This window comes from Labrenzia sp. C1B70 (assembly GCF_000475395.1).
Lineage (GTDB): Bacteria > Pseudomonadota > Alphaproteobacteria > Rhizobiales > Stappiaceae > Roseibium > Roseibium algicola.
Map to the genome: position 1 here is coordinate 149357 of NZ_AXCE01000011.1, position 22278 is coordinate 171634.

Below are 22278 nucleotides of genomic sequence, written 5' to 3' on the forward strand. Positions count from 1 at the left end.
CGGGCGTCTATATCTTGGTGAGCTTTGCCTTCAGCAAACCTTCCGCCAGATGATCGAACACTACGCGTATCCTCTGGCTGGTGTGAAGTTCGCGGTGGGTGACCAGCCAGATTGGAAACGAAACCGGTTCGATATCGGAAAAGGCGGGAACGATCTCGGGGAACCGTGCAGCGATTTCATCCGCCATGATGGCCAGACCGAGGCCCTGGCGGACGAATTCCCAGGCGACCACACCGCTGGGGGAGCCAAGGCGAATATTGGCCTCGGTCACCTTCAGACCGAAGGCGCGCAGGTAGCCGACCAGCTCTTCGTTGTTGTCGAAGCCGATAAAATCGAGATCTGGCGCATCGTCCCTCGTCAGGGGGCGGCCGAATTGTTCAACCAGTGATCTGGCGCCAAAGATGCGGGCCGGGGCCGCGCGCAGCTTGCGGGCATAAAGGTCTGGATGGTCCGGTTCGACATGTCGAATGGCAATATCGGCTTCGCGTCGGCGCAAGTCGCTCAGGCTGTTGGTACAAAGCACTTTCACTTCCACGCCCGGTGCCTTTTTGCGCAGCTCACGCAAAATATTGGGCAAGAGATGCGCTGCCATCAGATCCGTCGTGGAAACGGTGACCAGTCCTTCGACTTGCTGTGATTTGCCTGATGCCGCAAGGGATATCCGGCTGGCCGCGTCGCCCATGGCACGCACATGATCAGCCAGTTCGATCCCGGCTTCCGTGAGGATCAGGCTCTTCGACACACGCTCGAACAGGGTCACGCCAAGTGTCTGCTCAAGCGCTGCCACCTGCCGGCTGAGCGTGGGTTGGGTCAGTCCGAGTGCCCGGGCAGCTGCGGAGAGAGACCCTTCCTCTGCCGTTACGAGGAACGCACGAGCCTGGTTCCAGTCGAATGTGATGGTCTGCCAGTTCATGCAAATATGTATATCAACTAGCCAGAATTCGGCAATTCTCATTCATTTCTGAAGCAAGTAGATTTCTTGTCGAAAGGAGACGCCAATGAGCCCGTCATCTTTGATGATCCAATTGGCAAACATCGTTCTTTCGGTTCTGGAGTTCCTGGCTTCACCCACTGGCGGCCGCGATATCGGCCGCGACATTCTTCATCAGATCGGTCTGCGCGGCGGCCGCAAGAAGAAGAAATAGCGGGTACGGGAGTTTCAAGCAGCCTGTGCTTCGAAGCTGTTTCGAAGCACGGATAACTGTGTGCCGGCTGTCATATTTGCAGTCGGACCAGGTTCGACCGGTTACTGCCGTTCCCGCTTATCTGTTAGAAATGGACTATTCGCCATGGCGACAACATGGACCAATGAAATGCCGTCATCTGCCGGTTTCTGGAGCAAGGCTGCGCGCAAATATGCTGCGTCTCCAATCCGCAACCAGGAAGCTTACGAAAAGACGCTGGAGCGTACGACGGAACATCTGGGGCCGCAGGACAGTGTTCTGGAACTGGGCTGCGGCACAGGGTCGACGGCGCTTTTGTTGGCCGGCAATGTCAGGTCTTATCTTGCCACCGATTTCGCCAGCGGCATGATCGAGATTGCACAGGCGAAATTGAAGGGTGGGCCGGATACCGAAGCTCATCCGCAAGGGTTGAAGTTTGCCGTTGCCGATGTCTTCAGCGACAAGGTCGAGCCGGGGGAAACCGGGTACGATGCCATCCTTGCCTACAACTTCCTGCATCTGGTGGAAAACGCCGAGGATACCCTGTCCCGCATTCATCATCTCCTGAAACCGGGTGGGCTGTACATTTCCAAGACCGTTTGCCTGAAAAGGCGCGCGTGGCTGTTTGCTCCCCTCGTCAAGGTGATGCAACTGGTTGGCAAGGCACCTTTTGTCCGTTTCTTTTCCTTCGACACACTGGAAGACGGCATCCGGTCGGCAGGGTTCGAAATCATCGAGACAGGAACCTATCCTGCACCCTACAGCCGCTTTGTCGTGGCAAGGAAGCTCTGACGGGGGGCGCAGAAAAAGAAGCGTCCCGTATGTAAGTTAAATCGATTGAATTGGCCGGTTGCGGCGACTTGCAGATAAGGGGTGTTGAGTGCTAGGTGTGATCTGTCTCGCCACACTTGCTCCCTCGAAAGCTGCAAATGCTCGTCCGCGACCGCGCCTTTTTCGCGTCCATGTTCCTGACGGTTCTGGCCGACCAGATCCTCCTGTTTCTGGTGCCGCTCGTGATCTTCCAGATAACCGGCGATGTCGCCTGGTCCGGCCTTGCCTTCTTCTTCGAAACCTTGCCGCGCTATCTGACATTTCCAGTCGCAGGAATTCTGTGTGACCGGTTCTCGCCGATCCTGCTGCTGCGTATCAGCCGCATCCTGCGGGCTGTGGCCTGTATTGTCGGTATCGCCGGTCAGCTTGCATTTGGTGGGGTCTGGTGGCTGATCGGGCTTTCTGCCGTCGTCGGCATTTTCACGACGCAGGGAATGCTGGCGCTGGAAATGGTGCTTGTAAGTGCCTTCTCCGACCAGCGTTTCGAAAAAGTGGCGAGTTACGGACAGCTCGCCTCGCAAATGGGCGTCGTGCTCGGTCCGTTGGTCGCCGCCTACCTCATGGCGTTCTGGCCCTGGCAGGCAGTGGTCGTGCTGGCAACAGTCCTGTTTGTGTTGGCCGATCTAGCCTTTTACTTCTGGCCCGGTCAGGCGCGAATGGAAGACGCTCCTGGCAAGCGTGTTTCGCGCCATCCCGTGGCGGACCTCAATCACGCGCTCAAGCTGGTCTGGACATTGCCGGGCCTGACGCGGGCAATCCTGCAGGCCGCCGGCGTCAACCTGATCATTGGCGCGACGCTGGCAACGGCTGCCGCCATGATGACGGGCTTTTTCAGCCAAAGCGAACAGGTCTACGCCTGGCTTCAGGTCGGCGGAGCCCTGGCGACACTTGCCGTCCTGACGCTGACCGCACATGTCGCGCTCAGCCTGAAGACCCTCGGCGTTACGGCTTACGGGTTGATCTGCGCGGGGGCCGTGCTGACAGGCCTTGGAGCCCATCCGCTGATCTATGCGGCAGGTTTCCTGCTGATTGCCGGGTTCGACAAGATGTTCAACATCTATGTACGCACTCTGCGAAAGGAGATCATACCGCCGGAGGAATTCGGCAAGACAACCGGCGTGATCATCTGCCTCAACAATCTGTCGCAGCCGCTGGCTGGCCTCATCGTCGCCATCTTCGCAGCTGGAGACGACGCAAGGGCCGTCCTGCTTGGCCTTGCCGGCGCAATGGCAGTGCTGGGCGTCATGACATTCCGGCGCGCCGCCACGCAGTCGTAACACGTGGCATGGGGTGGCAGATCAGCTGATAGCCGGCTGTTCTCGCAAGGCCGTCAGTCCTTCTGCTGACCGTCTGACGATATCAGCGATCTCGGTGAGCTGGCCTGCCAGCGGGCTCCTTCTGCGCCAGACCATGCCGATTGTCCGGGTGGGTTCGGGGGCTTCAAAACGAGAGATTGCCACCGATGCGGATCGGGTCTCCACGGGAACGGCCATTTCCGGAATCAGGGTGACACCCATCCCCGCACTGACCATCTGGACCAGCGTTGAAAGGGAACTTGCGTCCAGCACTTCGCGCGGCGGGCCGGATTGCAGGTTGCAGAAGGACAGGGCCTGATCGCGAAAACAATGGCCTTCCTCCAACAAAAGCAACCGCATCTCGCGCAGGCTGTCGGCGCTCGGCATTGGTGCGTTGGCTTCCCGCGCCGAGCGCACCAGCACGAAGCGCTCGCTGAAAAGGGCCGTTTCGGCAAGCGTGCCTTCGGAAACCGGCAAGGCCACAATGGCCGTGTCGAGGCGGCCTTCGTCCAGCTCGTCGATCAGGTTCGGCGTCACTGTCTCGCGCACATGAATGTCCAGCTCCGGATAGCTCCTGGTCAATGCTCCGACAACGCTCGGCAGAAGATAGGGGGCGACAGTCGGAATGACGCCGATGCGCAGCCGCCCGACAAGCCTTTCGCGTGATGCCCTGGCAAGGTCACCAAGCTCCTCGGTGGCCCGCAGGATGTCGCGGGCACGCTCGGCGGCAACTTCACCAAAATGTGTCAGGCGGATTTGTCTGGCCCCGCGTTCGAACAAGCTCGCGCCAAGCACTTCCTCCATTTCCTTGATCTGCATGGACAGCGCCGGCTGCGAAATGGCGCAGGCCTCGGCTGCCTTGCCGAAATGACCGTGCCGGGCGAGGGCCTCGAAATAGCGCAACTGTTTGAGGGTGATATTGATCATAAGCATAACTTATCGAACTTATCAGAAAATTCAACTTCCTCTGATCGATTGCCTTTGCTAGCGTCAATCTGCACAGACGAGATCAGGTGGCATGTAAACACCCCTTGCGATGCCGGTTGATTTTTGTGCGCGGAGATTTTGGGAGATTTGAGGAAACCGATCTGTCCCGGGCTCATACGGGCCTTGCGGATATCACGGGCGTCTCACGCGGCCCGAATAATCGAACGTTTCAGATGACAGTGGAGAGAGTTATGGACGCTAAGGTGGAAAAGACAGGCGGTTGCCCTGTAATGCACGGCGGCAACACGGCGATGGACAAGCCGGTAACGAAATGGTGGCCGGATGCGTTGAACCTCGACATCCTGCACCAGCGCGGTGCACGCACCAATCCGATGGACCCCGACTTCGACTACCGTGAAGCCGTGAAGGGTCTCGATCACGAGGCAGTCAAGGCCGACGTCCGTGCGCTCATGACCGAAAGCCAGGATTGGTGGCCGGCTGACTGGGGTCACTACGGCGGTCTGATGATCCGCCTGGCATGGCATTCCGCCGGTTCCTACCGCATGCAGGACGGCCGCGGCGGCGCGGGCTCCGGCAACATCCGGTTCGCTCCGCTGAACTCCTGGCCCGACAACGCCAGCCTGGACAAGGCCCGCCGTCTGCTGTGGCCCGTCAAGAAGAAATACGGCAACGCGCTTTCCTGGGCCGACCTGATCATTCTGGCCGGTAACATGGCTTACGAATCCATGGGTTTCAAAACCTTCGGTTTCGGTTTCGGCCGCGAAGACATCTGGGGTCCGGAAACCGATGTCTACTGGGGCTCGGAAAAGGAATGGCTCGCACCGGTCGAGAACCGTTTTGAAAACGCCGATGATGCGACCTCCCTGGAGAACCCGCTTGCGGCGATCCACATGGGCCTGATCTACGTCAACCCGGAAGGCGTGAATGGCCAGCCGGACCCGGTCAGAACCGCAGCGCATGTTCGCGAAACCTTCAAGCGCATGGCGATGAACGACGAGGAAACCGCGGCATTGACTTGTGGCGGCCACACCGTCGGCAAGGCCCACGGCAACCGGTCTGCCGAAGGAATTGGTGTCGAGCCGGAAGCCGCCGGTGTTGAGTCTCAGGGCTTCGGCTGGGCGAACACCGAACAGGGTGGCAAGGCTTCCAATGCGTTCACCTCCGGTATCGAAGGTGCCTGGACGCAATTCCCGATCCAGTTTGACATGGGCTACTTCGACTACCTGTTCAACTACGACTGGGAACTGCGCAAGTCCCCGGCTGGTGCCTGGCAGTGGGAACCGGTCAACATGCCGGAAGACAAGAAGCCGGTTGATGCATCCGATCCGTCGATCCGCCGGAACCCGATGATGACCGATGCCGACATGGGCATGAAGATGGACCCGGTCTACAACGAGATCTGCCGGAAGTTCATGGCTGACGAAGCCTATTTCCGCGATTGCTTTGCCCGCGCCTGGTTCAAGCTGACCCACCGCGACATGGGCCCGAAGGTCAACTACCTTGGTCCGGACGTTCCTGCTGAAGACCTGATCTGGCAGGACCCGATCCCGGCTGGTTCCACCTCCTACGATGTGGACGCCGTGAAAGCGAAAATCGCCGCCAGTGGCTTGACCGCTGCAGAGATGATCGCAACCGCATGGGACAGCGCCCGGACTTTCCGTGGCTCCGACAAGCGTGGTGGTGCCAATGGGGCGCGCATCCGTCTCGCGCCGCAGAAGGACTGGGAAGGCAATGAACCGGCACGCCTCGCCAAGGTTCTGGCCAAGCTCGAGCCGATTGCTGCCGAAACCGGTGCTTCGGTTGCCGATGTAATCGTTCTGGCCGGCAATCTCGGTGTGGAACAGGCAATCAAGGCAGGTGGCTTCAACGTCTCTGTTCCGTTCGCTCCGGGCCGCGGTGACGCAACCGACGAACAGACGGATGCAGAGTCCTTTGAAGTTCTGGAGCCGCTCGCTGACGGCTTCCGCAACTGGCAGAAGAAGAAATACGTTGTCAGCCCGGAAGAGATGATGCTCGACCGTGCACAGCTCTTGGGCCTGACCGCGCGTGAAATGACTGTCCTGGTGGGCGGCCTGCGCGTGCTGGGGACCAACTACGGTGGTTCCAAGCATGGTGTCTTCACCGACCGTGAAGGTGCCCTGACCACGGACTTCTTCGTCAACCTGACCGACATGGCCAACAGCTGGCACCCGGTTGCCGACGGTACCTACGAAGTGCGCGACCGTCAGCTGGGCACGTTGAAGTGGACCGCGACCAGCGCAGACCTGGTCTTCGGCTCCAATTCCATCCTGCGAGCCTATGCGGAAGTCTACGCTCAGGACGACAACAACGAGAAGTTCGTGAAGGACTTCGTTGAAGCCTGGACCAAGGTCATGAACGCAGACCGGTTCGACCTGATCTAAGGACGGTATCTGCAATTTGAGACAGATGGCGGCGCGCCGGGGTTTCCCGGGGCGCCGTTTTCTTTGGGCGGGGTTTCCGTCCGGTGCTGATTTTGCGCTGCAGCAGATCATTTTCGTCAGCACTAACCCTTATCTCCTTGAAAAGGTCATTGTTCCGTCACAAGGTTTATGTTGCACTGCGAAGCAGTTTCAGGTTGCGCTTGAGACAGCAAAGTGTGGTGGTCGGCAGGTTTCCCTCCGTCCTGGCCGCCCAAGGTTTCGGGAGCTGTGCGCATATGTTTGATTTGACGGGCCACAAGGCCCTTGTTGTCGGGGTCGCCAACGATCAGTCCATCGCCTATGGCTGCGCGAAGGCCTTCCGTGCGCAGGGAGCAGATCTGGCGATCACTTATCTGAATGAGCGGGCCGAAGCCTACGTGCGGCCTCTGGCCGAACAGCTCGATGCGGAAATCATTGCCCCGCTCGACGTGCGTAATACCGAGCAGATGGACGCGCTGTTTTCCGAGATTGAGGCCAAATGGGGCCGTCTCGACACTTTGCTCCATTCCATCGCCTTCTCCAAAAAGGAAGACCTGCATGGTCGTGTGATCGACTGTTCCGCGGACGGCTTTTCGCTGGCCATGGACGTTTCCGTCCACTCCTTCCTGCGGCTTATCAAAAGGGCCGAGCCGCTCATGCCCCATGGCGGTACCTGCATGACAGTCTCTTTCATGGGCGCACAGAAGGTCGTCGAGAACTATGGCGTCATGGGCCCGGTCAAGGCCGCGCTGGAAGCGGCCACCCGCTACGCGGCAGCCGAGCTCGGATCGAAGGGGATCTCGGTCCATGCGCTGTCGCCAGGTCCGCTCAAGACCCGTGCCGCATCGGGCATTGCCGAATTCGACGCATTGCTGAACGACGCGGCTGAACGCGCGCCGACACACCAACTGGCCACGATCGATGATGTCGGAGCCTATGCCGCCTTTCTTGCCAGCCGGGAGGCGTTCAACGTCACCGGGGCAGTGCACCCGATCGACGGTGGCTACAGCATTCTTGGATAGGAGGTCCTGATGAAGGACATTTTTGACGCGCTTGAAAAAGGCCAGAACGAATTTCTGGAATCGCTGCATGATGCCACCGCCTGGGGCCCCTCGGAGCGTTTTACGGCACTGCAGGCCCAGGCGACGGAGCTGTCCAACCTGGCGGAACTGATGGGCAGGGGACTGACCAAGCACCTGACCCGGATCTCGGACGATCACAAGACCCGTTGGCAGTCGAATATTTCCGAGTTCGGCAAAGCCGTGGAAGCCATGGGCGGTGCGCAGGAAAAAGGGTCATTATACGAGGCCTGGGAAGACTATTGGAAGGATGCGGCCCAGCGCATGGTCCTCACAATGGACACGCTTCGTCAGCGCGGTGACATCTTCCTGGATCACGAAGAGGCCGGCTGTCCACCTGTCCTGATCTATGATTATGAAGTGGTTCTGGACGGTGCCGATCTGCCGCGCCCCAGCTGTTACATGTTGCTGAAAATCATTCCGCCCGCAGATCTGCCGTGCCGTGATCCGAAACCCTGGAAACGGCCCTATATCATCATCGATCCACGGGCCGGACACGGAGCCGGGATCGGCGGTTTCAAACCGGACAGTCAAGTGGGCGTTGCCCTGCATGACGGTCACCCGGTCTACTTCGTTGCCTTCAAGCGGATGCCGGAGAAAGGCCAGACACTGGCGGACGTGACCCATGCCGAGGCGGCCTTCGTGCGCAAGGTCATGGAGCTTCACCCCGAAGCTCCGAACCCGGTGGTGACGGGGAATTGCCAGGGCGGCTGGGCGACGCTGCTGCTGGCAGCCATGAACCCGGATCTGACCGGGCCGGTCATCCTCAATGGGGCGCCTGTGTCCACATGGTCCGGCCGGGTCGGTGAAAACCCGATGCGCTACAATGCCGGCGTCCTGGGTGGGACCTGGAACGCGATGTATTACTCCGACCTTGGTCACGGCATCTTCGATGGAGCCGACATCGTGCAGAACTTCGAACTGCTCAATCCGGCCCGGAACTACTTCGGCAAGTACTACGATCTCTATGCCAAGGTAGACACCGAGCCGAAGCGCTTCCTGGAGTTCGAACGCTGGTGGGGCGGGTATTTCCTGCTGAACGAAGCGGAGATGAAGTGGATCGTCGAGCAGCTCTTCGTCGGCAACCGTCTTTCCAAGAATGAGGCACAGCTTGAGCCCGGCCGAAACGTCGACATCAAGCATATTCGCGCGCCGATCATCGTTTTCGCCAGCTATGGCGACAACATCACACCGCCGCAGCAGGCCCTCAACTGGATCATCGACACCTACACGGATGAGCGGGAAATCGCCATTCGTGGCCAGCGGATCATCTATATGGTCCACGAACAGGTCGGCCATCTCGGCATTTTCGTGTCCTCCAAGATTGCGAAGAAGGAACACACGGAAGTCACCTCGACACTGAAGACAATCGAGGCGCTGGCGCCAGGCCTCTACGAAATGACCATCGACGACTATGAAGGCCCGCTGCTGGAGCGGGAATTCACGGTCAGCTTCCATGAGCGCAAGATGGAAGACCTGACGAAGATCGATGATGGCCGGGACGATGAAATACCCTTTGCCGCTGTTGCCCGTGCATCCGAGCAGCAGGCCGAATTCTACGATGTCTGCGTACGGCCTTTCGTCCAGGCTTTCGTCACCGAGCAGAGCGCGGATCTGCGTCGCAAGAGCCATCCGCTCAGAATGCAGCGTGCGCTGTTTTCCAGCCTAAATCCGGCTCTCGGCTGGTTGCCCGGCATTGCCGAGCGTGCAAGGAACGAAAGGTCGCCGGCCGCTGCAGGCAATCCGTTTGTCGAACTGGAAAAGGTCAGTGCGGCCCTGATCGAGCAGTCCATGGATCTTTTCCGGGATTTGCGCGACACAGCCTACGAGAACCTCTTCTATTCCATCTGGGGTACGCCCTACATGCGCTGGTTCGGCCGGACCAAGCAACCGGGCCGGACGCTGAAGCGCAAGGACGAGTTGCGCAGCCTGCCGCCGGTCCAGGCAGCCCTGATGCATATCGAGGAAGGTGGTTTCTGCGAAGCGGTGATCCGTATGCTGATCCTGCTTGCCGACAGCCGGGGCAATGTTCGCCGCGACCGTCTGGAACGCTCGGCCCGTGTTCTGACACAGGACGAACCATTCAAATCGTTGAATGCGGACGAACGCAGCTTCATTCTTCAGGAACAGACGCTGATCGTCGAATTTGCCCCCGAACTGGCAATCGAAACCTTGCCAAAGCTTCTGAAAACCCCGGAAGAGCGGGAACTTGCGGCCAAGGTTGTGCGGTTCATTCCCGGTGCAATAGACGAAATGACGCCGCATACACTGGAAACGCTGCAGCAGTTCCACAAGGTGCTGGACCTGCCGCCTGTTTCGGGAGACATCACGGAAGATCCCCTTGCCGTGACCGATGTAGTCGTCGAGCCGGGCAAGGAAGACGCCCGAGCGGCACAGGAAGAGGCGGCGAGCAAGGCCCCCGCGAAGTCGGCGCCAACGCGGACAGCTCCCGTTAGGGCGGCTTCGGCTGCGGCAGTGCCGAGCAAATCGTCTCCTCGCATGACTGCAACGCGAAAGGCAGCGGCGCGTAAGACGACGGCTCCACGCAAATCACGCAGCAGTGCCAAAAAACCGCAGGAACCGGCTGAATAATAATAGGGGGCGTCCGGGCCTCTCGGACGCCCCCACAGAGCCCCCCTGGAATTATTTTTGGAGTTTGGCTCTGATCTGAAACGGTGTTTCGCTTAGCAGGCTAAGACATGTTTCCGGCAATCCGGCACAGGTGGCGCCGATGTCCAGCCGCCGGATTTGTCCGTTAAGCATAGCAAGATCGGTGCTGCTCACAAGTGCCGGAACGCGGCTTCCGGCAGGAATTTGAGCTGCCGAATTTCGAACTCTGTTTTTATTGCATTTTTCGCTACGCTCCAGCGTGATGGCGAAAGACAAACTTCCTATTCGCCACCCGAGTGCCTACTTCTTGTCCGAAGCAGAGCCGCTCGCGGTTCGGAATCCCGTGTACCTGGGTGAGGGAAAACCCTGCTGCGAGAGAAAAATGAAGACAAAACTGGCGGAGCTGCATGTTCGACTGGGCCTATAAGAAACGCTTGAAGGACGACCTGGAACTTTGGGTCGAGAAGGGCTGGGTGAGTTCTGCCGGTGCAACGGCCATATTGAAGGAGCAGGATCAGGACGACGGTCGTTCACGCCTGCCCATGGCCCTTGCTGGAATTGGAATGGTCTGCGTGGCTTTGGCGCTGCTGGCGTTCATTGCGGCAAACTGGGGAGCTATCCCGAAGTCCGTGAAGCTCGTCGGCATTGCATTGCTTGTCGTTGCGAGCAACGGTCTTGCGGCCTTTGCCGCTACAAGAGGGCGCAAGGGTATCGCGGATCTTGCCACTGGCTTTGCAACGCTGGTTTTTCTCGGTGGCATGGCGCTGGTCGGACAGATCTTCCACTTGCCCGCCGACTGGCCCGGTGGTGCTTTCCTTGTCTGTCTCGGTGCATTGGCTGCCGCGTGGCTCACCGGTTCGAAAACATCCCTGATCGTCGCTGCCGGTGCTGCCATAACCTGGCAGATCATGCGGTCCGAATTCGGTTCGGCACCGCTGATGGAAGATCTGATCGGGCTTCTCCTTCTTGTCGCGGTGTTTGCACATCCAGTCGTTCATCCCGCACGGCTTTCGCGCTGGGCCGCGATTTCGCTGCTCTGGGTAACCTATGGCCGCTGGTTTGGCGAAACAGCGGAACTGATGAGCTCCAGCGATGATTTCATCACTGCAATGTTCCTAGCCGGAACCGGTGGTATGGCGGCCGCGATGATGTTGCTCGATCCCGTTGCCGATCTTTTTGTGAAGTGGTCAAGCGACCGGCCGACGCGCAGTCATGGGCATTGGCTGATGGCAAGGTCCCTTCAGGATGTCGGTATTCTGGTCTTGTCGGTGCTGGTCGTCCTGGCGCTCGTGTTTGTTCCCGAGGTTGCGGATGAACCGACCTTGGGCGGCCTTGCAACACTCCCTGCCATGGTGCCGTTGGCCGTCGCTCTGGCTCTCCTGGTGACAGGCCTGCTGCTATCCTACAAGACCGTGAAGTCGGGGGCGCTCTTCGGGGCAACCGGCCTGGCGCTCGTGGCCGTGCTGATGCCGGTTCTGACGGCCAACGTTCTCGTGCTGGCAGCCTTTGTTCTGGCCGCACTGATTGGTCTGTGCGCACTGGGGACATGGTATAACAACAGGTTCTGGATGCTTTGTGCCTATTTCGGCCTGACTGCGGTCGCGCTCTGGCTGCTTCAGGTCACCATCGGCAGTTTGCTGGGGCAGTCGCTGTTCTTCCTGGTGGCAGGAGTTCTGCTGCTGGGAATGGCCCTTTGGCTGGCGCGTCTGATGAGGCGCGGTGGCCGGACGCCGGAACAAGGTGACGTCACCGGGGAGGTTCTGGAATGACCACGGCAACTGCAACTCCCGTTTCAAAACCGCAGTCCCGCGCCCAATGGCTGCTTTGGGGACTTCTGGCCCTGATCCAGCTTGGCCTCATCTCAATCCCGTTGTTCGACCGGCTGGACGTGCAACACAGCGGAACCGCTGTTTCGCTTGCCGTGGTGCCGGTTGACCCGAGAGACCTGCTCCGTGGCGACTATGTAGTGATCAATCTTGCGATCGGCAGCATTTCCAGGACGGTGCCCGGAGCTGACAAGGTCCAGTCGGGAGACAGTATCTTCGTCGGTCTGAAGTCAGAAGGAACGGGTGCTGCGGTGCCGGTCTTGATCGCGAAGGAAAGAGCTGACGCCGGTGATCTGGCGATCGCCGGTACCGTTCGCTCCGTTCTTGGTGACGAAATACGGGTGGACTACGGTATCGATGCCTTCTTCCTGCCCGAGGGCGAGGGACTTGAAATCGAACGCATGGACACATCGCGCATTCTTCTTGAAATCTCGTTGACCGAAGACGGCCGGTCGCTGCCCGTAAACCTGCTGGTGGATGGAAAAGCTTTCCGGTCTGATGCGATCTTTTGACCTTCGGCCATTCTGGCGGTATGAGCGCGTCAGCTGAAACCCGTCTGAAAGACCGCCATGTCCGATCCCGCGCTCGATACACTCGTCTTGCCTCTTGAAACCGGGGCTGTCGAGCTCGCCGACAAGAGCCGCGTCCTGTTCCTGCGCGCAAGGACAGGGCGTCCGCTTGCAGCGCTTGCGGACGCAGATCTTGTTTGCGAACAGAGTTTCGCACCAGACCGGGATGCGCTGCAAAAGGCAGGGCTGAAGGTAGACGCGGAGACGGAAGACAAAAGCTTCGACGCAGTTCTCGTTCTTCCCGGTCGTCAACGGCAGGAAGCAAGGGCACAGCTTGCCCGTGCGGTTTCAAAGACACGGCCGGGCGGAACCGTGATTGCCTGCGCGCCCAACACCGAAGGTGCCAAGACGCTGGAAAGCGATCTTCAGGAGCTTCTGGGCAGCGCCGAGAAAATGACCAAGAACAAGTGCCGGGTCGTCTGGAGTGAACTTTCCGATGACAGCCTGAACACCGAGCTTCTCGCCGAATGGCTGGTACTCGATGCGCCGCGGACCGTGCTTGACGGCGCATTCGTCAGCCGGCCGGGCATCTTCGCCTGGGACAGGATCGACCCGGCCTCCAGACTTCTGGCAGACCTTGTGCCGGCAACTCTAAAGGGCAGAGGCGCTGATCTTGGAGCGGGCTTCGGTTATCTGACACGTGCCGTTTTCGAGAAGGCTCCGAAGGTCACTTCGATGGATCTCTACGAGGCGGAAAAGCGTGCGCTGGATCTGGCCGAACAGAACCTGGCTGCCTTCAAGGGCCTCAGAACGATGAACGGCATCTGGTCGGATGTGACCCAGGGCATCGAAGGACCTTACGACTTCATCGTCTCCAACCCGCCGTTCCACCAGGCCGGCAAGGCTGACCGCGCCGACGTCGGTCAGGGCTTCATTCGCGCCGCTGCCCGCGGACTGCGGCCGGGTGGCGAATTCTTCATGGTCGCGAACCGGCATCTTCCCTACGAGCACACGCTGGGCGAAGTCTTCGCCGATGTGAAACAGCTCGCCGACGAAGGTGGCTACAAGGTAATCCGGGCTGTCAAAGGCAAGGGAGGTCGGTAAGATGCGTCTTGTAAAACTCCTTGCCAATCTCGGCTATGGCAGCCGGAAGGAAATGCAGGTCGCCATCCGCAACGGGTGGCTCACAGACCGCGAGGGCAGCCGTTTGAAGGCGGATGCCAAGACCGCTCACGAGGACATCCTCTTCGACGATGAACCGCTCGACCCCGCACACGGGGTGGTGATCCTGATGAACAAGCCGCTTGGCTACACTTGCTCCATCAAGGATCAGGGCCGGCTGGTCTATGACCTGTTGCCGGACAGGTTCCGCATGCGCAAGCCGGTTCTGTCCACCATCGGTCGGCTGGACAAGGAAACGTCCGGTGCCTTGCTGTTTACCGACGACGGCACATTCCTGCATCGCGTCATCTCGCCGAAGTCCGAAGTTCCCAAGATTTACGAAGTGACGCTCGACCGCCCGATGAAGGGCGACGAAGGCGCGCTGTTTGCCTCCGGCGACATGATGCTGGAAAGTGAAGACAAGCCGCTGAAGCCGGCGGAGCTTCAGGTTCTGGACGAAACCCATGCCCGGCTGACCCTGCATGAAGGCCGGTATCACCAGGTACGCCGCATGTTTGCGGCAACGGGCAATCACGTCACCGACTTGACCCGCAGTCACATCGGCGGCCTCGGTCTGGAAGGTCTCGAAGAGGGCAAATGGAAAGTGCTGTCCGAAGAAGAAAAGACACGCGTTTTCGAAGGCGGATGAGGTCACGGTTTCCTGTTTCTGCTGCGAACCAGGATTTTTTTGTGATGAGAGGTTTCTCTCTTAAGTTCAATAATTTCAGGCACTTATATTTCATCTGATCGCCAATTTCTGAAAAATTCCAAAAAAAATCTCCCCCTGCTGCATCCAAAATTCGATCTGCCGTGTTTCCGGGAAGTGAGGCCAATCCGATGCCTCCTGCCTTTGAAAGACGGAGATCTGAAATGCCCCTTATTGCACGTAGCCTTCTGACAGCATCCGCCCTTGTTCTTGCCGCTGGCGCTGCTCACGCGACCCCTGCGATCGGTCTTGCCGGTGAAAAGACCCTGGTGGTCATCGACAGCAATTCCGGAAAGGTCACCGACACGATGGAAGTTTCCGGTGTCGACAGCCTGCTCGGCATTGACCTGCGACCGGCGACAGGGCAGCTGATCGGCGTCAGTGGCGCTCATGAAATCGTCGAGATTGATCCGAAGACCGGTGCGGCAACGGTGATTTCCAAGATGGACAAGATGCTGCCGCTGAAAGACGGGCAGCCTGTCATCGTCGACTTCAACCCCAAGGCCAACAAGTTGCGCTTCATGACCGGTGTGACCAACCACCGGGTTGATATCGAAAGCGGCAAGGTGACCGTCGACGGCAGCCTGGCCTTTGAGGAAAAGGACATGCATGCGGGTGAGGCGCCGAACATCGTTGCTGCCGCCTACATCAACTCCTACGGCCAGCCGGAAACGACTGCGATGTATGACATCGACGCGACCATTGGTGCCGTCATCCGTCAGACTTCGCCGAACGACGGCACCCTTGCGGCCGTTGGCAAGCTGGGTGTGGACGCTGCCGAAACCTACGCCTTTGATGTCGCCACCGACGCGGAAGGCAACAACAAGGCCTGGCTGGCAACCGGCACGTGGCTGCACACCGTTTCGCTGGAAACCGGCAAGGTGACCGACAGCTGGGAACTGGGTGGCCTGGAATGGCCGCTGCGCGACATCACGTTCATGACCGCGATGTGAGCCCCATCCAAAACACATACTGACAGAGCATCTTCAGCCCGCTGAATGAACAAGGATGCTCTGGGCTTTGCGGCCCCGTCCCACCTGGTTCGCAAAGCCGATTGCCGGAGCAGCCTGGACCACCCACCCCAGGCTGCTCCGGTCCCTTACCGGTACGACTGGTCCGGCAACGCTTCTGATGCGTAGCACTCAGGAGCCCTGGTGAGATTGAACAAGTGAGACCAACGTGCTGGATATGCCGGAAAGCGTAAGCGAAGTGGATCACGCGGCCCTACTGGCCGCCTGTGCACGCAAGGACCGGCAGGCTTTGCGACAGATCCTGGAACTGGAAGGCCCCAAGATGCTGGGCATTGCCAAGCGCATGTTGCGCCGGCAGGACCTTGCTGAAGATGCACTCCAGGATGCGTTGGTCCTGATCTGGCGCAAGGCCTCCCAATTTGATCCTGCGAAAGGATCCGGGCGCGCGTGGATCTTCGCGGTCCTGCGGAACAGGACCTTGAACATGCTTCGTGACGGGGCCCGGGAATCGGCAACCGATGACGACAAGCTGGAACGCCAGATCGACGGCAGCGAACTGAACGAGGCGTGGGAAATGCTGGGCCATGACAGCGAGTTGCGCCGTTGTCTCGGACGACTGGAAACGGAAAAGCGCAGTGCCGTGCTGATGTCCTATATCTGGGGCTACACCCATGGCGAAATTGCCGGCCGTCTGTCGGCCCCCCTTGGAACGGTAAAGGCGTGGGTGCGCCGTGGCCTGACTTCCTTGCGGGAGTGCATGTCATGAGAACGGCTCGCCGAAATCTTGCTGAACTTGCCGACGAATTCGTCATTGGCCTGTGCGACCCAGAAGAACAGCGCGAAGTGGAAGATCGCCTGATGAAGGAGCCGGAATTGGCCGTTCTCGTGGAACTTGCCCGTCAGCGGTTCGCCGCTCTGGACGCCGCGACGCCCCGTGAAGCCGTGCCGGAGAGCCTTTGGCATCGCGTTGAAAGGCGTCTGGACGCGGTGGAAGAGAGTATGGTCGCTCCCGAGACGAAAGACAGTCGTGTTGAAGCGCCGGTGGATCTCAAGTCCGAGAGAGAAAAGCGCAGCAGGCCAATGATGTGGACGGCGGCAGCCAGCCTGGCAGCGAGCCTCGTACTTGCCATCGCGCTTGTCTGGAACCTCATGACGACAGTTGAACCGCAGGTGATTGCCGTGCTTGTCAACGATGCCGGGCAGCCTGTTGCGATGATCGAAGGGGCTGAGAACAACGCGACCCAGGTCACGCTTCTGGGGCAGACCGATGTCCCGGCAGGCACGATCCTTCAGCTCTGGACCAAACCGGATCCGGATGGGCCGCCGGTTTCCCTGGGCATCTTCGATGAGCCTAAACAAACGATCCTGCAAGCTGCCGGGTTGCCGGTTCCCAAGCCTGACCAGCTTTATGAGATCACCTTCGAACAGCCGGGAGGCTCTCCAACCGGGTTGCCGACCGGCCCCATCCTCGGCAAGGGTCTTGCGAGGGAGCCTCGCTGATCATCGGTGTGAAAAGCACCGGAAGGTGTAAAGAACTGGAGAGCGCCCGGACATGTTCGGGCGCTCTTGACTATGAGACCCTTAATTTCTTTTTCGGCTGAGGACTCGTATGCGGCTGTCGAATTCGCCGCGGTCGACATAACAGCCGCGCAGATGGCGGAACCCGGTGCCAGGGTCGAAAGCGGCTCGGCCATGCAGGACCCGCCGATTGTCAAAGATCACCATCTCTCCGCCTTTCAGCCGTGTGGTGATGACGTAATTCCTTGATCGGGTCATCTGCATCAAGGTGCGATACGCCCCGTAATAAGCTTCCATTCGATCGGCCGGCAGATCGAAGATCCCGGCGAGATGGGCGTTGAAATGGAGTTCCTGCACGCGTGCGAACAGATCGAGTTCGATCACCGTGTGATGGCGGCGGATGTCGTAGTCCTCGTCGTGAAAGCGAAAGGGCACCGGCGTCTCGGCAAGGAGCCGGAAGGCCTCCGGATCAAGCCGGGCGAGATCGTCCGCAATCGCGAAGCCGTCACAAAAGGTCGAGCCGCCACCTTCTGCTTCATTGGCAAGACAATGCAGGAACTGGAAGCCTGGTGGCAATTCCTGATTGGCCAGGTCCGTATGCAAAGGAAGGGCATGGGACGTATAGGCCAGGTTGTTCGGGTTCGGCTTGGAAATGACCTCAAATGTAGTGCCGAAATTGGTCTCCCGAAGAAAACCGATCCTGCGGGCGACATCGACACCTGCCTCCACGTCGTCAGCCATGCCGTCGACAAGAGCAAGGCCGGTTTTCTTGGCTTCGATCAGGAAAGCGAGAAGGAGATCGTCGTTGACCATCAAGTCGGCGGCCGCCGCGCGCGGAAGGGCTTCCGGGACAAGATCACCGCGCCACAGCGCAGGCTCGATCTCGGCTGGATCGGCAAGTCCGACCCCTGGCCGGTGATCTAACAGCCAGTCGGCCCTGTAGCGGCTGACATGGCCGTCGCCGGACCAGGTTAGAATAATTTCATCCGCATCCTGTTCGGCCTTCACGATGGAAATATCCATCGCAATGCCGGTCAGGTCGAACTGGCGTTCCTGCGTTTGCGGATGAAACCCGCTCGGGCAGTTGTCGCGAAGCCAGATGAAGGGAAAGTCGGCGCTGGTGCCATCGGTCCAGGCGACAGAAAGCATGCGGTCTTCACCGCGCAAGGTCACGTTCGTCATTTCTAAAATCCGTTGATGTTTTGGAGAGTAGGGACACCGGCAAGAGCCGGCAAACATCAACGGTCGGCGGGGGGCGGCCACCACCAATAGGCCTTGTTATGCGGATTGCCGCCATTGCGGCCGAGAACAGAAACCATCCACGGAACAGCCTGAACGCAGGCGATGCCTGCTGTTGAACCTGAAAAACGCTACATCAAAAAAAGCACCCGGCAAATTAAATTCTGCCGGGTGCCAGTCATCTCAAATAAATTCAGTTTCAGTTCTTGGATGCCTTGGCTGCAAGCGCTATGGCGATGTAGCTCCAGCCGTTGATCAGCACCGAAATGCCGGCCAGAAGGCCAAGCGCCCAGGCGGCCGAACTCGGCAGTTCCAGCCAGATCATGGCGCCAGCCACAAGGGATACGAGCCCTGCGATCAGAACCCAGACCCAGCCGTCATGCGGCTTCAGTTTGAAGGCCAGCAGGATCTGGCTGATGCCCTGCGCCACGAAGATGGCTGCAATCACCAGTGTCAGCGCGATGGTTCCCGCGAGCGGGTTCACATAAATCACGATCCCGCCGATGACGGCGATAATGCCGGTGATCAGGTTCCAGAGGAAACTGGCGGTACCATGGGTCTTGAAGGAATTGTAGATCTGAACCAGGCCGCCGACGAATAGCACGGCCGCGATCAGGATCGTCACGGCAATCGACGTTGCCAGGGGAGCGGCGATCAGGATGATGCCACCTATGACCAGCGCAATGCCGAGCGCCAGAAACCAGCCCCAGTTATCCTGGATCTTTCTTCTCATATTCTCTACGGCCTGAACAGCATCTGTCATTTTGACCTCCTCACGCTCCGGTTGCCGTTGTTGACCGTAACCCCTTTGCAAATAAACGCAATATCCTGATGACAAATTGCCCGGGAACGGGATCGTTCGACTGTGACTTGACTTTTGATGTGTATATGCACACAAAGCCCGCATGGAAGAAGACGATTTCTCGCTCTGCGTTCTCGACAACGCGCGCAAGGCCGCACGTGCCGTCAGCCGGCACTATGACAAGCTGGCGCGGCAGGTTGGCATGACGGCCGGTCAGTTCTCCGTGCTTGTCTCGATCCGGAAATACGAAGGCGTGACGACGGCAGCACTGGCCAAGCGGCTGTCCATGGAACGAACGACACTGGTGCGCAATGTCGCTCTTCTGGAGCGCAAGGGGCTGGTCGCATCGCAACCCGTCCGGGACGGCCGCAGCAAACAGTATCGGCTGACCCCGAAGGGCGCGGAGCTTCTTGATACTGCCGTCCCGTTGTGGCGGCAGGCCCAGGCAGACGTGAAGGGACATCTCGGCAGCGATGAATTTCTGCGTGCCATCGACACCCTGAAACGGCTCTCGGAGCTATAGCCGGGCAAAAAGGATTTCCATCTCGGGCGGACTGGCAAACCGCCTCGACACATCTTAACTGCCGGGGCGGGGGGCGCTGGCAAACCAATGTGAGGTAAGACATGCGACGTGTGGTCGTGACGGGACTGGGGATCGTTTCCCCGCTGGGCACCGGGGTAGATGCCTTCTGGAACCGGGTGAAAGACGGGAGCAACGGCATCCGCCAGATCACCCACTTCGATGCAGGTGAGCTGGCTTGCCAGATTGCAGGCGAGGTTCCTTCGAAAGCAGAAGACGAGCATGGCTTTGATGTCGATGCAGTGATGGATCCGCGCGAACAGCGCCGCTCTGACCGGTTCATCCATTTTGCCATGGGAGCGGTTCAGGAAGCGCTGGCCCATGCGGGTTGGGAGCCGAAGTCCGACAGGGACAAGGAACGTACAGGCACGATCATCGCGACCGGGGTTGGCGGGTTTCCGGCCATGACCGCCGGTACGCGGCTGGTGGACGAAAAAGGCCCCCGCCGCGCGTCGCCTTTTCTGGTGCCGTCGTTCCTGGCCAACCTGGCTGCCGGTCAAGTTTCCATCCGACATGGCCTCAAGGGGCCGATTGGCGCGCCGGTGACTGCCTGTGCCGCCAGCCTTCAGGCCCTTGGCGATGCCGCCCGTATTATCCGTTCGGGAGAAGCCGACGTGATGGTGGCAGGCGGGTCAGAAGCCTGTATCGACAAGGTTTCCTACGCCGGGTTCTGTGCCGCGAAGGCCATGTCCTCCAAACGCAATGGCGATCCGGCCCATGCGTCCCGGCCATTTGACCAGGACCGTGACGGCTTCATCATGGGCGAAGGCGCTGGCATCCTGATCCTGGAAGATCATGACCATGCCACCGCCCGCGGTGCGACGATCCTGGCCGAGTTGGCCGGTTACGGCACCAGCGCCGACGCCTATCACGTTACCGCGTCTTCGCCGGACGGTGAGGGTGGTCTGCGGGCAATGCGGCAGGCCTTGTCGACGGCCAATCTCTCGCCCGGTGAAATCGGTTACGTCAATGCGCACTCCACATCGACGCCAGTCGGGGATGCTGCCGAAATTGCTGCATTGACAACGCTTTTCGAAAACCGTGGCAAGGACCTTGCGGTGTCGTCGTCAAAGTCGATGTTCGGCCACCTGCTGGGGGCCGCGGGAGCCGTGGAGGCAATCGCCTGCGTCAAGGCCCTGATGAGCGGTCTGCTGCCGCCTTCCCGCAATCTGGAAGCGGCCGACGAGGCCATGAGCCGGTTCGAAATGATCCCCGGCAAGGCCATTGCTCGTGACGTCAACCACATCCTCACCAATGGCTTTGGTTTCGGCGGTGTGAACGCCAGCGCGGTGTTCTCGAAGGTGTGAAACTAAACGACCGTCAGACACTGCTCATTCTTTGAGCTTTGTAAAATGAAAAATCCCATATATGAGAAAATTCTCATTTATGGGATTTTTTGATGTCGAACCTTGATCAAGATCTTGCCCGACGGCTGACCGAGCTGCGACGGGCCAGAAACTGGCCACTGGAAGATCTGGCCGAACGCACCGGTATCAGCCGGGCCACCCTGTCGCGGATCGAGCGCGGCGACACCAGCCCGACCGCAAGCGTTCTTGGAAAACTTGCCGCGGCATTCGGCCTCTCAATGGCCGAACTATTCGGAGCAGCCTCCGCAACGATCGAGCGCCTTGTTCCTCGGGACGTGCAGGCCGTCTGGACGGACCCGGAGACAGGTTATGTCCGCCGCACATTAACGCCGGCAGCAAGCGGGTATCGCGGGGCCATGATCGAAGGTTGTATTCCCCCAGGTGCCACCGTTGCCTATGCCGCTCCGCCGGTTCCGGATCTGGAGCATCAACTTGTGCTTCTGGAGGGGAACCTGCGGATGGTCATCGGCCCGGACGCCTACGACCTGGAGCCTGGTGATGCCCTGCGGTTCCGTCTCAACGCCCCCAACAGTTACCACGCGTCTGGAACGGTTCCGGCACGCTATTTCCTGACGGTGATCACGCCATGACACTTCCTGTTACCGAGACCGGACCTCTGCAAGTCCAGCCGTTCACGCCTGACGCCCCCGTCGGTCTGATGTCAGCAGATGAGGTGCGCAGGTCGCTTCCCGCCCTGGGGCAGCTTCTGAAAGCATGTGTCGAAGATGGTGCCGGGATCGGCTTCCTTTTGCCGATGCCACAGGCCAAGGCGGAAACCTTCTGGGCGAGCAAGCTGCCCGCCATCGAAAGTGGGGAGGCATTTCTGCTTGCCGCGCGTCAAGGGGCGGACATTGCGGGCGTGGTGATGCTTGTGAAGGCAGGAGCCGACAACCAGCCCCATCGAGCGGACGTTGCCAAGTTGATGGTTCATCCGGCACATCGGCGCAAGGGACTTGCCAGAAAGCTCATGTCGGCCATCGATGGCCTTGCCCGTTCCGAGAACCGCTGGATGCTGGTGCTGGATACGGTCACCGGAGATCGGGCGGAAAAGCTCTACCCGACTTGCGGATACCAGAAGGTCGGCGTCATTCCGGACTACGCCTATAACAGCCACGGCCATCTGGATGCGACAACCGTGTTCTTCAAGGATTTACGGTGAGGGGAAGCGATTTGCTCCGCAGTACAGGCGGCGGAGGCCCGAGGCCCGGGTCTCCGCTGGGCTTTGCCTGGTTTGCCAGTCGCCAGGGTGGCTC

General features: G+C 59.5%; 21 protein-coding genes. 17 read left to right on the top strand and 4 right to left on the bottom strand.

All coding sequences use genetic code 11. The annotated features are described in order from the left end of the window. Positions 1-7: 7 nt before the first annotated feature. Positions 8-913, bottom strand: a complete 906-nt coding sequence (locus tag Q666_RS48030) for a LysR family transcriptional regulator (protein WP_023000027.1) — start codon at positions 911-913, stop codon at positions 8-10. Positions 914-998: 85 nt separating this feature from the next. Here Q666_RS48030 and Q666_RS66210 point away from each other — a divergent pair, with 85 nt between their 5' ends. The 3 genes from Q666_RS66210 (at position 999) to Q666_RS48040 (ending at position 3271) form a co-directional block, all read left to right on the top strand. After that, complete coding sequence (locus Q666_RS66210; protein WP_023000028.1) at positions 999-1145, top strand: hypothetical protein; 147 nt, start codon at positions 999-1001, stop codon at positions 1143-1145. 144 nt (positions 1146-1289) lie between these two features. After that, a complete protein-coding gene (locus Q666_RS48035) occupies positions 1290-1955 on the top strand; it encodes a class I SAM-dependent methyltransferase (protein WP_023000029.1) in 666 nt (221 codons plus the stop codon). A 137-nt stretch (positions 1956-2092) separates the two neighbouring features. Further along, the gene (locus tag Q666_RS48040; RefSeq protein ID WP_023000030.1) at positions 2093-3271 is read left to right on the top strand and encodes an MFS transporter; all 1179 of its coding nucleotides are present in this window, start codon (positions 2093-2095) and stop codon (positions 3269-3271) included. A 21-nt stretch (positions 3272-3292) separates the two neighbouring features. Here Q666_RS48040 and Q666_RS48045 read toward each other — a convergent pair whose 3' ends face one another. Next, complete coding sequence (locus Q666_RS48045) at positions 3293-4216, bottom strand: LysR substrate-binding domain-containing protein (protein WP_031268978.1); 924 nt, start codon at positions 4214-4216, stop codon at positions 3293-3295. Positions 4217-4467: 251 nt separating this feature from the next. On the opposite strand from Q666_RS48045, the gene katG reads away from it, so the two are divergent. The 10 genes from katG to Q666_RS48095 all read left to right on the top strand — a co-directional run bounded on the left by katG (position 4468) and on the right by Q666_RS48095 (position 17019). After that, positions 4468-6639: a catalase/peroxidase HPI gene (gene katG, locus Q666_RS48050; protein WP_023000032.1), complete on the top strand. Its 2172-nt coding sequence runs from the start codon at positions 4468-4470 to the stop codon at positions 6637-6639. A gap of 275 nt (positions 6640-6914) precedes the next feature. Continuing rightward, complete coding sequence (gene fabI, locus Q666_RS48055; RefSeq protein WP_023000033.1) at positions 6915-7679, top strand: enoyl-ACP reductase FabI; 765 nt, start codon at positions 6915-6917, stop codon at positions 7677-7679. Positions 7680-7688: 9 nt separating this feature from the next. Further along, positions 7689-10328, top strand: coding sequence for a DUF3141 domain-containing protein (locus tag Q666_RS48060; RefSeq protein ID WP_023000034.1), 2640 nt, complete (start codon positions 7689-7691; stop codon positions 10326-10328). A gap of 425 nt (positions 10329-10753) precedes the next feature. Continuing rightward, positions 10754-12115: a DUF2157 domain-containing protein gene (locus tag Q666_RS48065; RefSeq protein ID WP_023000035.1), complete on the top strand. Its 1362-nt coding sequence runs from the start codon at positions 10754-10756 to the stop codon at positions 12113-12115. Next, positions 12112-12684, top strand: coding sequence for a GDYXXLXY domain-containing protein (locus Q666_RS48070; RefSeq protein ID WP_023000036.1), 573 nt, complete (start codon positions 12112-12114; stop codon positions 12682-12684). The genes Q666_RS48065 and Q666_RS48070 overlap by 4 nt, the downstream gene beginning before the upstream one ends. 57 nt (positions 12685-12741) lie before the next feature. Next, positions 12742-13785, top strand: coding sequence for a class I SAM-dependent methyltransferase (locus Q666_RS48075; protein ID WP_023000037.1), 1044 nt, complete (start codon positions 12742-12744; stop codon positions 13783-13785). A 1-nt stretch (position 13786) separates the two neighbouring features. Then, entirely contained in the window at positions 13787-14491 is a 705-nt protein-coding gene (locus Q666_RS48080; protein ID WP_023000038.1) for a pseudouridine synthase, read from the top strand. A gap of 221 nt (positions 14492-14712) precedes the next feature. After that, positions 14713-15501, top strand: coding sequence for a DUF4394 domain-containing protein (locus Q666_RS48085; protein WP_023000039.1), 789 nt, complete (start codon positions 14713-14715; stop codon positions 15499-15501). Between the two features lie 235 nt (positions 15502-15736). Then, the gene (locus Q666_RS48090) at positions 15737-16285 is read left to right on the top strand and encodes a sigma-70 family RNA polymerase sigma factor (RefSeq protein ID WP_023000040.1); all 549 of its coding nucleotides are present in this window, start codon (positions 15737-15739) and stop codon (positions 16283-16285) included. Then, entirely contained in the window at positions 16282-17019 is a 738-nt protein-coding gene (locus Q666_RS48095; RefSeq protein WP_023000041.1) for an anti-sigma factor, read from the top strand. Before Q666_RS48090 ends, Q666_RS48095 begins: the two co-directional genes overlap by 4 nt. An 81-nt stretch (positions 17020-17100) precedes the next feature. Here the strand turns inward: Q666_RS48095 and Q666_RS48100 are convergent, their stop codons facing one another. Further along, on the bottom strand, positions 17101-18219 hold the full coding sequence (locus Q666_RS48100) for a TauD/TfdA family dioxygenase (protein ID WP_023000042.1): 1119 nt from the start codon (positions 18217-18219) through the stop codon (positions 17101-17103). A 256-nt stretch (positions 18220-18475) separates the two neighbouring features. After that, positions 18476-19039, bottom strand: coding sequence for an HdeD family acid-resistance protein (locus tag Q666_RS48105; protein WP_031268980.1), 564 nt, complete (start codon positions 19037-19039; stop codon positions 18476-18478). A 142-nt stretch (positions 19040-19181) separates the two neighbouring features. Between Q666_RS48105 and Q666_RS48110 the strand changes: the two genes are divergently transcribed. The 4 genes from Q666_RS48110 (at position 19182) to Q666_RS48125 (ending at position 22184) form a co-directional block, all read left to right on the top strand. Then, complete coding sequence (locus tag Q666_RS48110) at positions 19182-19601, top strand: MarR family winged helix-turn-helix transcriptional regulator (protein WP_023000044.1); 420 nt, start codon at positions 19182-19184, stop codon at positions 19599-19601. A gap of 101 nt (positions 19602-19702) precedes the next feature. Further along, positions 19703-20965 carry a beta-ketoacyl-ACP synthase II gene (fabF, locus tag Q666_RS48115; protein ID WP_023000045.1) on the top strand — a complete coding sequence of 421 codons (1263 nt, stop codon included), beginning with the start codon at positions 19703-19705 and terminating at the stop codon, positions 20963-20965. Positions 20966-21057: 92 nt separating this feature from the next. Then, a complete protein-coding gene (locus Q666_RS48120) occupies positions 21058-21615 on the top strand; it encodes an XRE family transcriptional regulator (RefSeq protein ID WP_023000046.1) in 558 nt (185 codons plus the stop codon). Next, a complete protein-coding gene (locus Q666_RS48125) occupies positions 21612-22184 on the top strand; it encodes a GNAT family N-acetyltransferase (RefSeq protein WP_023000047.1) in 573 nt (190 codons plus the stop codon). The genes Q666_RS48120 and Q666_RS48125 overlap by 4 nt, the downstream gene beginning before the upstream one ends. The last annotated feature ends 94 nt before the right edge of the window (positions 22185-22278 follow it).

Excerpts from the sequence above, each read along its gene's own strand:
- Q666_RS48060 (WP_023000034.1), top strand. The coding sequence starts at position 7,689 with ATGAAGGACATTTTTGACGCGCTTGAAAAAGGCCAGAACGAATTTCTG.
- Q666_RS48035 (WP_023000029.1), top strand. The coding sequence starts at position 1,290 with ATGGCGACAACATGGACCAATGAAATGCCGTCATCTGCCGGTTTCTGG.
- Q666_RS48095 (WP_023000041.1), top strand. The coding sequence starts at position 16,282 with ATGAGAACGGCTCGCCGAAATCTTGCTGAACTTGCCGACGAATTCGTC.
- Q666_RS48065 (WP_023000035.1), top strand. The coding sequence starts at position 10,754 with ATGTTCGACTGGGCCTATAAGAAACGCTTGAAGGACGACCTGGAACTT.
- Q666_RS48045 (WP_031268978.1), bottom strand. The coding sequence starts at position 4,216 with ATGATCAATATCACCCTCAAACAGTTGCGCTATTTCGAGGCCCTCGCC.
- Q666_RS48070 (WP_023000036.1), top strand. The coding sequence starts at position 12,112 with ATGACCACGGCAACTGCAACTCCCGTTTCAAAACCGCAGTCCCGCGCC.
- Q666_RS48080 (WP_023000038.1), top strand. The coding sequence starts at position 13,787 with ATGCGTCTTGTAAAACTCCTTGCCAATCTCGGCTATGGCAGCCGGAAG.
- Q666_RS48100 (WP_023000042.1), bottom strand. The coding sequence starts at position 18,219 with ATGACGAACGTGACCTTGCGCGGTGAAGACCGCATGCTTTCTGTCGCC.
- Q666_RS48030 (WP_023000027.1), bottom strand. The coding sequence starts at position 913 with ATGAACTGGCAGACCATCACATTCGACTGGAACCAGGCTCGTGCGTTC.
- Q666_RS48120 (WP_023000046.1), top strand. The coding sequence starts at position 21,058 with ATGTCGAACCTTGATCAAGATCTTGCCCGACGGCTGACCGAGCTGCGA.
- Q666_RS48110 (WP_023000044.1), top strand. The coding sequence starts at position 19,182 with ATGGAAGAAGACGATTTCTCGCTCTGCGTTCTCGACAACGCGCGCAAG.
- Q666_RS48040 (WP_023000030.1), top strand. The coding sequence starts at position 2,093 with ATGCTCGTCCGCGACCGCGCCTTTTTCGCGTCCATGTTCCTGACGGTT.
- Q666_RS48085 (WP_023000039.1), top strand. The coding sequence starts at position 14,713 with ATGCCCCTTATTGCACGTAGCCTTCTGACAGCATCCGCCCTTGTTCTT.
- Q666_RS48125 (WP_023000047.1), top strand. The coding sequence starts at position 21,612 with ATGACACTTCCTGTTACCGAGACCGGACCTCTGCAAGTCCAGCCGTTC.
- fabI (WP_023000033.1), top strand. The coding sequence starts at position 6,915 with ATGTTTGATTTGACGGGCCACAAGGCCCTTGTTGTCGGGGTCGCCAAC.
- Q666_RS48090 (WP_023000040.1), top strand. The coding sequence starts at position 15,737 with ATGCCGGAAAGCGTAAGCGAAGTGGATCACGCGGCCCTACTGGCCGCC.
- fabF (WP_023000045.1), top strand. The coding sequence starts at position 19,703 with ATGCGACGTGTGGTCGTGACGGGACTGGGGATCGTTTCCCCGCTGGGC.
- katG (WP_023000032.1), top strand. The coding sequence starts at position 4,468 with ATGGACGCTAAGGTGGAAAAGACAGGCGGTTGCCCTGTAATGCACGGC.
- Q666_RS48075 (WP_023000037.1), top strand. The coding sequence starts at position 12,742 with ATGTCCGATCCCGCGCTCGATACACTCGTCTTGCCTCTTGAAACCGGG.
- Q666_RS48105 (WP_031268980.1), bottom strand. The coding sequence starts at position 19,039 with ATGACAGATGCTGTTCAGGCCGTAGAGAATATGAGAAGAAAGATCCAG.
- Q666_RS66210 (WP_023000028.1), top strand. The coding sequence starts at position 999 with ATGAGCCCGTCATCTTTGATGATCCAATTGGCAAACATCGTTCTTTCG.